At 41.9% G+C, this 12721-nt stretch carries 12 protein-coding genes; all 12 read left to right on the top strand.

Going from position 1 to position 12721, the window contains the following annotated elements; translation table 11 throughout:
• The first annotated feature begins 72 nt into the window (after positions 1-72).
• Positions 73-1245, top strand: coding sequence for a chorismate synthase (gene aroC, locus MKY11_RS10590; RefSeq protein WP_007500947.1), 1173 nt, complete (start codon positions 73-75; stop codon positions 1243-1245).
• Complete coding sequence (gene aroB / locus MKY11_RS10585) at positions 1245-2336, top strand: 3-dehydroquinate synthase (protein WP_342501401.1); 1092 nt, start codon at positions 1245-1247, stop codon at positions 2334-2336. Before aroC ends, aroB begins: the two co-directional genes overlap by 1 nt.
• Positions 2333-2716, top strand: a complete 384-nt coding sequence (aroH, locus tag MKY11_RS10580) for a chorismate mutase (protein WP_008344549.1) — start codon at positions 2333-2335, stop codon at positions 2714-2716. Before aroB ends, aroH begins: the two co-directional genes overlap by 4 nt.
• 232 nt (positions 2717-2948) lie before the next feature.
• Positions 2949-4496, top strand: coding sequence for an anthranilate synthase component I (gene trpE / locus MKY11_RS10575; protein WP_342501400.1), 1548 nt, complete (start codon positions 2949-2951; stop codon positions 4494-4496).
• Positions 4468-5490, top strand: coding sequence for an anthranilate phosphoribosyltransferase (trpD, locus tag MKY11_RS10570; protein WP_113767077.1), 1023 nt, complete (start codon positions 4468-4470; stop codon positions 5488-5490). The genes trpE and trpD overlap by 29 nt, the downstream gene beginning before the upstream one ends.
• Positions 5483-6235, top strand: a complete 753-nt coding sequence (gene trpC / locus MKY11_RS10565; RefSeq protein ID WP_024718509.1) for an indole-3-glycerol phosphate synthase TrpC — start codon at positions 5483-5485, stop codon at positions 6233-6235. The genes trpD and trpC overlap by 8 nt, the downstream gene beginning before the upstream one ends.
• Positions 6232-6900 carry a phosphoribosylanthranilate isomerase gene (locus MKY11_RS10560; protein ID WP_342501399.1) on the top strand — a complete coding sequence of 223 codons (669 nt, stop codon included), beginning with the start codon at positions 6232-6234 and terminating at the stop codon, positions 6898-6900. Before trpC ends, MKY11_RS10560 begins: the two co-directional genes overlap by 4 nt.
• Positions 6881-8080 carry a tryptophan synthase subunit beta gene (gene trpB / locus MKY11_RS10555; RefSeq protein ID WP_342501398.1) on the top strand — a complete coding sequence of 400 codons (1200 nt, stop codon included), beginning with the start codon at positions 6881-6883 and terminating at the stop codon, positions 8078-8080. The genes MKY11_RS10560 and trpB overlap by 20 nt, the downstream gene beginning before the upstream one ends.
• Entirely contained in the window at positions 8077-8880 is an 804-nt protein-coding gene (trpA, locus tag MKY11_RS10550) for a tryptophan synthase subunit alpha (RefSeq protein ID WP_017359752.1), read from the top strand. Before trpB ends, trpA begins: the two co-directional genes overlap by 4 nt.
• A gap of 11 nt (positions 8881-8891) precedes the next feature.
• Entirely contained in the window at positions 8892-9989 is a 1098-nt protein-coding gene (gene hisC / locus MKY11_RS10545; protein WP_024718511.1) for a histidinol-phosphate transaminase, read from the top strand.
• A gap of 117 nt (positions 9990-10106) precedes the next feature.
• A complete protein-coding gene (locus tag MKY11_RS10540; protein ID WP_045034315.1) occupies positions 10107-11222 on the top strand; it encodes a prephenate dehydrogenase in 1116 nt (371 codons plus the stop codon).
• 10 nt (positions 11223-11232) lie between these two features.
• A complete protein-coding gene (gene aroA / locus MKY11_RS10535) occupies positions 11233-12519 on the top strand; it encodes a 3-phosphoshikimate 1-carboxyvinyltransferase (protein ID WP_024718513.1) in 1287 nt (428 codons plus the stop codon).
• Positions 12520-12721: the final 202 nt, after the last annotated feature.

The raw sequence follows: 12721 nt of genomic DNA, 5'->3' as shown, positions 1-12721 counted from the left end.
TGACTTTTTAGTAGGAAGTGTGTTATCATAGTTTTACTTAAAAGCGTTAATGCGATGAAGGGAGAATAAGTCATGAGGTACTTAACAGCAGGTGAATCACATGGTCCACAACTGACCACAATTATTGAAGGAGTTCCAGCGGGACTTTACATAGAGCAGGATGACATCAATTATGAACTGGCTAGAAGACAAAAAGGTCATGGCCGCGGAAGAAGAATGCAGATTGAAAAAGACCAAGCGAAAGTGTTAAGTGGTGTCCGCCACGGGAAAACATTAGGTTCTCCTATTGCACTTGTTGTTGAAAATAATGATTGGAAGCACTGGACAAAGGTCATGGGTGCAGAGCCAATTACTGAAGAAGAAGAGAGTGAAATGAAGCGTCAAATCTCTCGTCCAAGACCAGGGCATGCGGATTTAAATGGTGCGATTAAATATGGTCACCGTGATATGAGAAACGTATTAGAGCGCTCATCAGCACGCGAGACAACGGTTCGTGTAGCAGCAGGTGCAGTAGCGAAACAAATTTTGGCTCACCTTGGAATCAAAGTGGCTGGTCACGTCCTTGAAATTGGTGGAGTAAAAGCTTCCCATACCGCTTATGAATCTATTGAAGATTTGCAAAAAGTAACAGAAGAATCACCTGTTCGCTGCTATGACAGTGAAGCTGGTCAAAAAATGATGGATGCCATTGACGAAGCGAAGAAAAACGGCGATTCAATTGGTGGTATTGTCGAAGTCATCGTTGAAGGGATGCCAGTTGGAGTCGGCAGCTATGTGCACTATGACCGCAAACTGGATAGCAAGCTTGCGGGCGCAGTACTGAGTATCAACGCTTTTAAAGGAGTTGAATTCGGTATTGGCTTTGAGGCTGCTTCTAAAAATGGCAGTGAAGTTCATGATGAAATCATCTGGGATGAAGAAAAAGGCTATACGAGAAAAACAAACCGTTTAGGTGGTCTTGAAGGCGGAATGTCAACTGGCATGCCAATCGTCGTAAGAGGGGTTATGAAACCAATCCCAACCTTATACAAACCATTGCAAAGCGTGGATATTGAGACAAAAGAACCTTTCTCTGCAAGTATTGAGCGTTCTGACAGCTGTGCTGTTCCAGCCGCAAGTGTTGTAGCAGAAGCAGTCGTTGCATGGGAAATCGCCAATGCAGTGGTTGAGCAGTTTGGTCTTGATCAAATTGACCGCATTAAAGAAAATGTGGACAAAATGCGCCAGCTTCAGAGGGAGTTTTAATGAAAACACTGGAAGTGAAGACGTCTTCAGCCAATTATCCTGTATATATCGGTGATGGGATTAGACAAAATATCGTAGACTTGATTACTTCCACTGGGCGATCCTACACGAAGCTCTTTATCGTGACAGATTCAGCCGTCGATGCCCTTTATGGAGATGAAATGGTTCAATTACTTAAACAGAAATGGTCTGTACAAAAAGTAGTGGTGCCAAACGGAGAACAATCAAAATCTTTTGCGCAGTTTGAGCAGATTCATACGAAAGCCATCCAATTTCAACTAGACCGATCCTCATGTATCATTGCATTAGGCGGCGGGGTGATTGGAGACTTGGCTGGCTTTGCTGCTGCCACTTATATGAGAGGCATTGATTTTATTCAAGTACCGACCACACTGCTTGCACATGATAGTGCAGTCGGCGGAAAAACCGGAATCAATCATCCGCTCGGCAAAAATTTAATTGGTGCGTTTCATCAACCGGCTGCTGTCATCTATGATACAAGTATGCTAGAGACACTCTCACCAATAGAGCTGAGATCAGGCTTTGCAGAAGTGATAAAACATGCACTGATTTCAAGTGAAGTCTTTTTATCAGAACTGATGTCCATTCGTTCGTTGACAGAATTATCAAAGGATGAACTGGCACATATGCTTTATCAAGGGATTCAAGTGAAAGCATCCATTGTTCAAGAAGATGAAAAAGAACAAGGTGTGCGGGCATACTTGAATTTAGGTCATACACTAGGGCATGCCATTGAAGCGGAGTATGGATACGGTGCGATCACGCATGGAGATGCCATTGCAATTGGCATGCAGTTTGCTTTATATGTCAGTGAAAAAGAGCAAGGACTCAGCCTAGATCGTGAGAAACTTAAATTGTGGATGAAAGAACTAGGGTTCCCAGTACAAGTCACACAAACGATTTCAACCAAAACATTTGTCGATCGCATGATTGGTGATAAGAAGGCAAGAGGCGGGAGTGTTCAGTTTGTTTTGCTAAAACAAGTTGGAGACGTCACCCTGCAATCTTTCACAAAAGATGAGCTGTATCACTGGCTCGAAGAATGGAAACGGGAGGAGGGCTGTCTATGATGTTTCGCGGGATACGCGGGGCTACAACTGTGACAGAAGATACAGAAACAGAAGTGTTAACCAAAACGAAGCAGCTGCTAGAAGCGATCATTTCAAAAAATCAAGTAGATCCAGAGCGTGTCGTGCAGATCTTGATTTCAGCTACACAAGATATTCACTCTGTTTTTCCAGCAAAAGCACTCAGGCAGTTTGAAGGATGGACCTATGTGCCTGTCACTTGTATGCAAGAGCTTGACATTGATGGAGGTCTAAAGAAGTGTATTCGCGTTTTAATGACCGTTCAGACAGATGTCAAGCAGGAAGACATCCAGCACGTATACTTGGAAGAGGCTGTCACGCTTCGGCCTGATTTACAGTTGACAAAAAACAAGGAATTATAATACGATATGAACAGCCGAAGTTTACACACAGGTGTGAACGGCATTGCAAGCTTAGAGAAGATGAGAATGAGACTAGGGTAGTTGAGATGAGTAGAGTTGAGCAGAGATACGATACTTCTATTTAATCATACTGCCTAAAAGAGCGAAGCCTCTTTTAGGCTTATTTCGTATACTCAAACAAATCCTCAAGATGTCCCCTCATTCTCCTTAAATCCATTTAAGGAGTGTGCTTATGAAATCCCAATCAAATCTTACCCAATTTTTAAGAGACAGTCAGTTTTACAAAACCATCCCGATTGTTGAAACCATTACAGTTGATACGCTCTCACCCATTCAAATTGTTGAGAAACTGAAACAGGATATTGTGTATTTGCTAGAAAGCAAAGACGAATCTTCTAGCTGGTCGAGATATTCCTTTATCGGATTACATCCTTTTTTAACATTACATGACGAGCAAGACCATTATATTGCTCGTGACGCTGCGGGAAAGTCAGTGATGCAAAAAGCGGAGCTGAAAGAGTTGCTTGACTGGATGAAAGAGCAATATCAAATCAAGACACCTGAAATTGATATCCCATTTACTGGCGGAGCCGTAGGGTACTTAAGTTACGACCTCATTCCAAACATTGAGCCGTCTGTCAAGCCGCATCCGAATGCATCAACAACAGATAATTGCACATTATTTGTTTGCCAAACAATGATCGCATTTGATCACGAAACAAACCAAGTTCATTTTATTCAGTACACGCAGCTGAACGGTCATGAAACAGAGGAAGAAAAAATTCTGGTTTATCGAGAAAATCAAAAGCAGCTTGAACTGATGATACAGCAGCTTCATACAAAAATTGATATGAAAGAACTGATTATCTCAGGGAATATGAATGAACCCCCTTCGTTTGAACAGGTGACGTCTACCTATGAAAAAGCAAAATTTTTAAAGGATGTCGAAAAAATCAAGGAGTTTATTCGAGCGGGTGATATCTTCCAGGGTGTACTTTCTCAGCGTTTTGACATTCCAGTGACAGTGAGCTCATTTGAATTATATCGTGTGCTTCGGATCGTCAATCCATCACCGTATATGTATTTTATGAAATTAAAAGATCGAGACTTAGTCGGAAGCTCGCCAGAACGATTAATCCATGCGAAAAACGGACACTTAGAAATCCATCCAATTGCTGGTACAAGAAAACGAGGAATGACAAAAGAAGAAGATGATGCACTAGCAAGAGAGTTGCTCGATGATGAAAAAGAAAAAGCAGAACATTACATGCTGGTGGATCTGGCTCGAAATGATGTGGGACGTGTGGCAGAATACGGCAGTGTGTCTGTCCCAACTTTTACAAAAGTCGTGAATTTTTCGCACGTCATGCACATTATTTCTATTGTGACAGGGAAGCTGAAGCAGGATACACATCCAGTAGACGCACTTATGTCCGCTTTTCCAGCAGGCACATTGACAGGCGCCCCCAAAATTAGGGCGATGCAATTATTAAACGAAATGGAGCCTGAGCCAAGAGAGACGTATGGCGGCTGTATTGCCTATATTGGTTTCGACGGCAATATCGATTCCTGTATTACCATTCGCACAATGAGCGTCAAACATCAGACTGCTTCTATACAAGCAGGTGCCGGCATTGTCGCTGATTCCGTTCCAGAAAACGAATGGGAAGAGACGTGTAATAAGGCAGGAGCACTTCTAAAAGCCATTCAGCTTGCTGAACATATTTTCTCAGAAAAGGAGAGTGTGCCAAATGAATCAACGACTATCAGCTCTTGTTAATGGAGGAAAACTATCAGAAAAAGAAGCGAATGGCCTGATGCATGATATGATGAGCGGCTCGTTAACAGATGCTGAAGTCGCTGCTAGTCTATCTATTTTAGCGCATCGAGGAGAAACCGCCGAAGAAATGACAGGCTTCGTGAAAGCCATGAGGCAGCATGCAGCACCAGTAGAAAGGTCACTTGATGTCGTTGATACGTGCGGGACAGGAGGCGACGGTTTATCAACATTTAATATATCAACAGCCGCTGCCATCGTTGCTTCGGCTGCTGGGGCGAAAATCGCCAAGCACGGAAATCGTTCCGTCTCCTCTAAAAGCGGGAGTGCTGACGTGCTAGAATGTCTTGGTATTCAAATTCAATCCACACCTGAAGAAACAAGACGGCAAATACAGCAGAAAAACATGGGCTTTTTATTTGCACCGCTCTATCATTCTTCTATGAAACAAGTAGCCGCCGTACGCAAGCAGCTCGGATTTCGGACAGTATTTAACTTATTAGGACCGCTTTGCCACCCGATGCAGGCCAAAAAGCAAATCATCGGTGTGTATGCAAAGGAAAAGGCAAAGCTCATGGCGGAAGCTCTTGCTCCTTTAGAGCCAGAACATGTCCTGTTTGTTTGCGGAGATGATGGGCTGGATGAATTAACCATTACAGCAAATTCATACATCATTGAACTCAAAAAAGGTGTCATGACAGAATATACGTTAAACCCAGAAGACTTCGGACTTGAAAAAGGGCATTTATCAGACATTCAGGTTCAATCACCCGAAGAAAGCGCCAAATTGATTCAGAATATATTGAATTATCAAGCGGGTGGAGCACCGCTTCATATTACAGCGCTTAATGCTGGGGCCGCATTATATGTGGCAGGAAAAGCAGAGAGTCTGATGGCAGGCACAATGAAAGCATTAGAAACGATCAAAAACGGATCAGCTAAAGAACAATTAGCCCGTCTAAAACAAAAAACGAAAGAGGAAGAGATCTATGCTTAATCAAATTATCGCCCGTAAAAAAGAACATGTGCAGACCTTGCAATTACCTGAGGAAGGACATTATGAAAGACAATCATTTAAAGAAGCCCTTATGAATCCTCACCGCTCGATCGGACTGATTGCTGAGGTGAAAAAAGCGTCTCCTTCCAAAGGAATCATTCAGCCTCATTTTGATCCTTTACAGACAGCAAAAGCATACGAAGCATCAAATGCAGATTGTTTATCTGTCTTAACGGATGAACCGTTTTTCCAAGGGAAAAACGAATATTTGTCTCTTATTAAAGAACACATCACACGTCCTATTTTAAGAAAAGATTTCATTATTGACTCTATACAAGTAGAAGAATCGAAACGGATAGGGGCAGATGCCATTTTATTAATTGGAGAGGTGCTTGAGCCGCAAAAGCTGTATGAGCTCTATACAGAAGCGAAAGAAAAAGGACTGGATGTCCTCGTTGAAGTACATGCAGCACATACACTAGAAAAGATCTTACACCTATTCACTCCTGAGATTATCGGTGTGAACAACCGGAATCTCAATACGTTTACAACAACTGTTGAACAAACAAAAGAGATTGCGCCGCTTGTTCCAAAAGACGTATTACTAGTAAGTGAAAGCGGGATAAAGACATTTGATGATCTGACCTTTGTGAAACAGCACGGAGCAAATGCCGTTCTTGTTGGTGAATCTTTAATGAGGGAACAATCACAGGAGAAAGCCGTTCAGGCATTGTTCGGAGAATGAAGAAAAGTAAGCCTTACTTAAAATATTGCGGGGCTGTCTCACAAGAGGATGTCGCATGCATCTCGCAATCTCAAGCGGATGCCATCGGTTTTATTTTTGCGCCGAGTAAAAGACGAGTTGATCCAGATCAAGTGAAACACTGGCTGTCACAAGTAAAATGCAAAAAAGAGATAGTGGGGGTATTTGTGAATGAAAAAACACCAAAAGTGTGCGAGATCACAAACCACCTACCCTTAGATATTGTGCAGCTTCATGGCGATGAGACGCCAGAAGTTGCAAATGACATCAAACAGCAAACGAAGGCGCTCGTTTGGAAAGTGTTCCATCACGAGCCCGATGTAAACGACACACTTGAACATATGACGGCATTTGCTCCAAGTGTCGACGGTTTTCTCATTGATGCGAAAGTGAAAGGAATGAGAGGCGGTTCTGGAACAGCTTTTGCATGGGAGGCGGTGCCTTCATATGTTCAGCATGCAAAACAACTGGGAAAAACTTGCGCCATTGCTGGCGGGATCACGCCAGATACCATAATAGATCTGCTTGCTTTTGGTCCAGACGCCATAGACCTTTCAAGCGGTATAGAAGAAAACGGGAAGAAAAGCAGTACAAAGATGAAAGTGCTCGAAGAAAGGATGTTGAACCATGTACGCATATCCAAATGAGATTGGCAGATATGGAGAATTTGGAGGGAAATTCGTTCCTGAAACGCTCATGCAGCCACTAGAAGAGATCGAACAAGCTTTTTGTGAATTAAAAGAAGACCCTGCTTTTCAAAAGGAATATATATCGCTTTTGAAAAACTATTCAGGCAGACCAACTGCACTCACATACGCTGATCAATTATCGGCATATCTCGGCGGTGCTAAAATCTATTTAAAAAGAGAAGATTTAAACCATACAGGCGCTCATAAAATTAACAATGCGCTTGGGCAGGCACTGCTAGCAAAAAAAATGGGGAAATCAAATATCATCGCCGAAACAGGAGCAGGTCAGCACGGTGTAGCTGCTGCAACAGTGGCCGCAAAATTCGGTTTATCCTGCACTGTATTTATGGGAAAAGAAGATGTGGAAAGACAATCACTCAATGTGTTCCGAATGAAACTGCTCGGCGCTGAAGTTATACCTGTCACAAGCGGGAACGGAACATTAAAGGATGCAACCAATGAAGCCATCCGCTATTGGGTCCAGCATTGCAGTGACCACTTTTATATGATCGGCTCAGTCGTTGGACCTCATCCGTATCCTCAAATCGTTAGTGAATTTCAGCGGATGATCGGAGATGAGGCAAAAGCGCAGATACTTGAAAAGGAAGGGCAGCTTCCTCATAAAGTCGTTGCCTGTGTTGGCGGAGGGAGCAATGCGATAGGGATGTACCGGGCGTTCTTAGATGAAGAGGTCGATATCATTGGTGTAGAAGCTGCTGGGAAAGGAATCGACACTCCGCTTCATGCAGCGACCATCACGAAAGGGACAAAAGGTGTCATACATGGATCTTTGACATACTTGATCCAAGACGAATTTGGTCAAATTATTGAGCCTTATTCGATTTCAGCTGGATTAGACTATCCGGGGATCGGGCCAGAGCATGCGTATTTGCACGCGAGCGGCCGGGTTCAATATGTGAGTGCGACAGATCAAGAAGCACTAGATGCGTTAAAGCTGCTCACAGAAAAAGAAGGAATCCTGCCAGCGATCGAATCTGCACATGCTTTAGCAAAAGCGTTTGAAATGAGCCAGAACATGAGTGAAGACGACATTGTTCTTGTCTGCTTGTCAGGCAGAGGAGATAAGGACGTGCATACATTAATGAATGTGCTTGAAAGTGAGGGTGAAACAATATGATCACATTTCAATTAGAGCAAGGTCAGAAATTATTTATTCCATTTATTACAGCGGGTGATCCATCAGAAGAGATTACCATTGATTTAGCCCTCGCGCTTCAAGCAGCAGGGGCACATGCGATTGAACTAGGTGTTCCGTATTCCGATCCGTTAGCGGACGGCCCTGTCATTCAAAGAGCTTCTAAAAGAGCACTTCATCATGGTATGAATATTGTAAAAGCGATAGAATTAGCAGGAAAGATGAAAAAAAACGGCGTAAAAATTCCTGTAATTCTATTTACGTATTATAATCCTGTGTTACAATTAGACACAGAATACTTTTTCGCTTTACTGCGCAAAAATCATATTTCGGGACTCTTAACACCCGACTTGCCTTTTGAAGAGAGCAGCGAGCTGCAGAAGAACTGTCAAGCACACGACATTTCATATATATCACTCGTTGCACCAACAAGCAAGGAACGATTAGAAAAAATTGTAGAGCAGGCAGAAGGTTTTGTGTATTGTGTTTCATCTCTCGGCGTCACAGGTGTCAGACAATCTTTCGACGCATCGATTACAGATTTTATTCAACAAGTAAAACAGCTTAGTCAAATACCAGTTGCTGTAGGTTTTGGTATTTCAACAAGAGAACAAGTAGACTCAATGAATAAAATGAGTGATGGTGTCGTTGTTGGCAGTGCGCTTGTCAAAAAAATTGAAGAGCTTCAAGAACAATTAGTAGCAAGTGATACACGCCAAGAGGCTTTAAGAGAATTTGAAACATATGCAAAAACATTTAGTCCCCTCTATTCATTCAAATGAGGTGAAACATTTTGCAAATCAAAGATCAATTAAAACAGCTAAAACCGTATCAACCTGGGAAACCAATTGAAGAGGTCAAAAAAGAATATCAATTAGACAAAATTGTGAAATTGGCTTCAAATGAAAACCCTTTTGGATGTTCCACACATGCAAGAGAGGCCATACAAGCTGAACTTGAACATTTAGCGATTTATCCAGACGGATACAGCGCAAGTTTAAGAACGGAACTTGCTGAGTTTCTTCAAGTAAATGAAAAACAATTAATATTCGGGAATGGCTCAGATGAACTTGTGCAAATTATTGCTAGGGCATTCCTTGATCAACATACAAATACGGTGATCCCATCTCCGTCATTCCCGCAATACCGTCACAATGCAGTAATTGAGCATGCAGAGATTAGAGAAGTACCACTTCTAAATGGTGGAGCTCATGATCTAAAGGGAATGCTGGATGCGATGGATGACAACACAAAAGTCGTTTGGGTGTGTAACCCCAACAATCCGACAGGAAATCATTTGTCAGAGTCTGAGCTCGTATCGTTTTTAGATCAAGTGCCTGCTCACGTGCTTGTCGTTCTAGATGAAGCATATTTTGAATATGTTCGCGCGGAAGACTTTCCGAACAGTTTATCTCTATTAAAAGCCTATCAAAATGTCATTGTACTGCGCACGTTCTCTAAAGCATATGGACTTGCGGCACTTCGAGTAGGTTATGGGGTTGCCTCAGAGGAGTTGATTACCGCCATTGAACCTGCGAGAGAGCCCTTTAATACAAGTCGTATCGCTCAGGCAGCTGCACGTGCAGCCATTAAAGATCAAGACTTCATTCAATCGTGCAGACAAAAAAATGAAGCAGGTCTCAAACAATATCAAGATTTTGCAGACCGTTTTGGATTATTTATCTATCCATCTCAAACAAACTTTGTGCTGATTGATTTTAAAAGAGATGCAGATGAGCTGTTCAATGCACTTTTGAAAAAGGGCTATATCGTTCGATCTGGTCAAGCTCTCGGATTCCCAACTTCTTTACGTATTACTGTTGGAACAAAGGAGCAAAATGAAGAAATCCTAACTACACTTGCCGATTTATTACAAGGCATTCGTGCGTAGCATAACAATGAAGTCATATCCTGTTTATGGGATATGGCTTTCGTTGTAACTCATCCAATATACATATAAGCTATTGAAACAGCTTGTTTAATTTACGCGAAAAATCAGGTGATGAACATGAATGAAGCAAACGAAACCATATTAATCGCTGGGCTTGGTTTAATTGGTGGTTCTATTGCACTGTCGATAAAAAAAGAATTTCCACATAAAAAAATTGTAGGCTATGATGTCTCTAAAGAACAAATGATTGCTGCAACAAAACTAGGAATCATCGACGCGACTGCCGAGTCCTTGATGGAAGGCTTAAAAGCATCAGCAACGATTATTTTGGCAACGCCAGTACAACAAACCGTCAAAATGTTAAGTGATATTGCAGCATCTGGTATTGAAAGAGAGCTCACGATTACGGATGTAGGGAGCACAAAGCAAAAGGTCGTTCACTTTGCTGAAAAAACGTTGCCTGATCATTACCAATTTATTGGCGGGCATCCGATGGCAGGGTCTCATAAGTCAGGTGTCATTGCAGCAAAAGACTTTTTATTTGAAAATGCATTCTACATTTTAACGCCAGCAAAAGTAACAAGTCGTCAGGCTGTTGACCGTTTGAAGGATCTACTGAAGGGAACCAATGCTCATTTCATTGAAATGACACCCGAAGAACATGATGCTGTGACAAGTGTGATTAGTCACTTTCCACACATCGTCGCTGCCAGTCTTGTGCATCAAGCGCATCATTTTGAAGAAGAATTTCCTCTTGTAAAACGGTTTGCTGCTGGAGGCTTTCGAGATATTACCCGTATTGCATCAAGTAATCCTGCAATGTGGCGCGATATCCTTTTGCACAATAAAAACAAGATTTTAGACCGATTTCATGAATGGAAAAAAGAGATTGACCGCATTGAATCCTTTGTGCAACAAGAAGATGCTGAGGGGTTATTCTCTTATTTCCAAGAGGCCAAGGAATATCGCGACGGCCTGCCTCTGAGGAAAAAAGGAGCGATCCCTGCTTTTTATGATCTTTATGTCGATGTGCCGGATCATCCTGGTGTTATTTCGGAAATTACAGGATATCTAGCAAATGAAAACATCAGTATTACAAATATCCGTATTATTGAAACGCGAGAAGACATTAACGGGATTTTACGCATTAGTTTTCAAACAGATGACGATCGAAAGCGGGCAGAACTCTGTATAAAAAATAGAGCAAATTACGATACATTTTATGCTGATTGAGGTGAGGAACATGAAAATTCATAAAAGTGCTCCTATGAATGGAGAAATTCATATTCCAGGAGATAAATCCATTTCTCATAGATCTGTGATGTTTGGCGCTATTGCTGATGGGACTACAGTAGTAAAAAACTTTCTTCCTGGCGCTGATTGTTTAAGCACGATTGATTGTTTTAGAAAGATGGGTGTCGACATCGAACAAAAAGGTACAGATGTTGTCATTCATGGTAAGGGACTAAAAGGACTTAAAGAGCCGAGCGATATTCTCGATGTTGGTAACTCTGGCACGACCATTCGTTTAATGATGGGAATCTTGGCTGGCTGTGAGTTCCACAGTACGCTGATCGGAGACGAAAGTATTGCCAAAAGACCGATGAAACGGGTAACAGGTCCGTTAAGACAATTAGGAGCCAAGATCGATGGTAGAGCAAATGGCGAGTATACACCGCTTTCTATACGTGGGGGTAATTTAAAAGCTATCTCTTATGAGTCTCCAGTTGCCAGTGCCCAGATTAAGTCGGCTGTCCTTCTAGCTGGACTGCAGGCAGAAGGAACAACGACGTTAACTGAACCGCATAAATCAAGAGACCATACCGAAAGAATGTTATCAATGTTTGGTGTCTCGCTACATGAAGATGCACAAAGTGTTTCAATTGAAGGTGGACAAACGTTAAAAGCAACAGATGTATTTGTCCCTGGAGATATTTCTTCAGCTGCATTTTTCTTAGTGGCTGGATCTATCGTTCCAAACAGCCGGATTGTATTGAGAAATGTCGGTTTGAACAAAACGAGAACTGGTATTATAGATGTGCTAAAACAAATGGGTGCAGACCTCGACATTCAAGAAGTGGATGCTAAAGGCGGAGAACCGTACGGTGATTTAACGATCTCTACCTCTTCATTAAAAGGGATCGACATTTCAGGTGATATGATCTCTAGACTCATCGACGAAATTCCTATTATTGCGCTCCTAGCTACTCAAGCAGAAGGAACAACGATCATTAAAGATGCCGCTGAATTAAAAGTGAAAGAAACCAATCGGATTGATACAGTCGTTTCAGAACTTAAAAAACTAGGTGCTCATATTGAAGCAACAGATGATGGAATGAAGATTCATGGTAAAACGAGCCTTAAAGGCGGCGCAGTCGTCTCAAGCTACGGAGATCATCGAATTGGTATGATGTTAGGAATTGCGGCATGTATAACAGAGCAAGCAATCGAGATTGAAGATACAGATGCAGTACGTGTATCTTACCCAAATTTCTTTGAACACATTGAATACTTAACGCAAACAGTCTGAGGATTTCCTCAGGCTTTTTCTTTCCTTTTGCATATTTGAAAGAACTATAGCATAGCTTGTCTCAAGGTGAAACCTTGAAAAAGAGCATTTTGCTGATTCAAAAACAATTTTTTAGCGTATTCGGTTTACAAATCATCAGTTTAGTAAAGTATTGATTGAAAAAGAGTCTTCAAAACACAAAAATGGCTTCATGTTAAAAGAG

It is taken from the genome of Bacillus sp. FSL W7-1085 (genome assembly GCF_038595035.1).
GTDB lineage: Bacteria > Bacillota > Bacilli > Bacillales > Bacillaceae > Bacillus > Bacillus altitudinis.
Note: the sequence above shows the minus strand (reverse complement) of the source record. Positions and strands in the feature narration are given on the sequence as shown.

Coding starts and splice junctions, on each gene's coding strand:
- aroC (WP_007500947.1), top strand. CDS start 73: ATGAGGTACTTAACAGCAGGTGAATCACATGGTCCACAACTGACCACA.
- trpB (WP_342501398.1), top strand. CDS start 6,881: ATGTACGCATATCCAAATGAGATTGGCAGATATGGAGAATTTGGAGGG.
- MKY11_RS10540 (WP_045034315.1), top strand. CDS start 10,107: ATGAATGAAGCAAACGAAACCATATTAATCGCTGGGCTTGGTTTAATT.
- aroA (WP_024718513.1), top strand. CDS start 11,233: ATGAAAATTCATAAAAGTGCTCCTATGAATGGAGAAATTCATATTCCA.
- trpC (WP_024718509.1), top strand. CDS start 5,483: ATGCTTAATCAAATTATCGCCCGTAAAAAAGAACATGTGCAGACCTTG.
- MKY11_RS10560 (WP_342501399.1), top strand. CDS start 6,232: ATGAAGAAAAGTAAGCCTTACTTAAAATATTGCGGGGCTGTCTCACAA.
- trpA (WP_017359752.1), top strand. CDS start 8,077: ATGATCACATTTCAATTAGAGCAAGGTCAGAAATTATTTATTCCATTT.
- trpE (WP_342501400.1), top strand. CDS start 2,949: ATGAAATCCCAATCAAATCTTACCCAATTTTTAAGAGACAGTCAGTTT.
- aroH (WP_008344549.1), top strand. CDS start 2,333: ATGATGTTTCGCGGGATACGCGGGGCTACAACTGTGACAGAAGATACA.
- trpD (WP_113767077.1), top strand. CDS start 4,468: ATGAATCAACGACTATCAGCTCTTGTTAATGGAGGAAAACTATCAGAA.
- aroB (WP_342501401.1), top strand. CDS start 1,245: ATGAAAACACTGGAAGTGAAGACGTCTTCAGCCAATTATCCTGTATAT.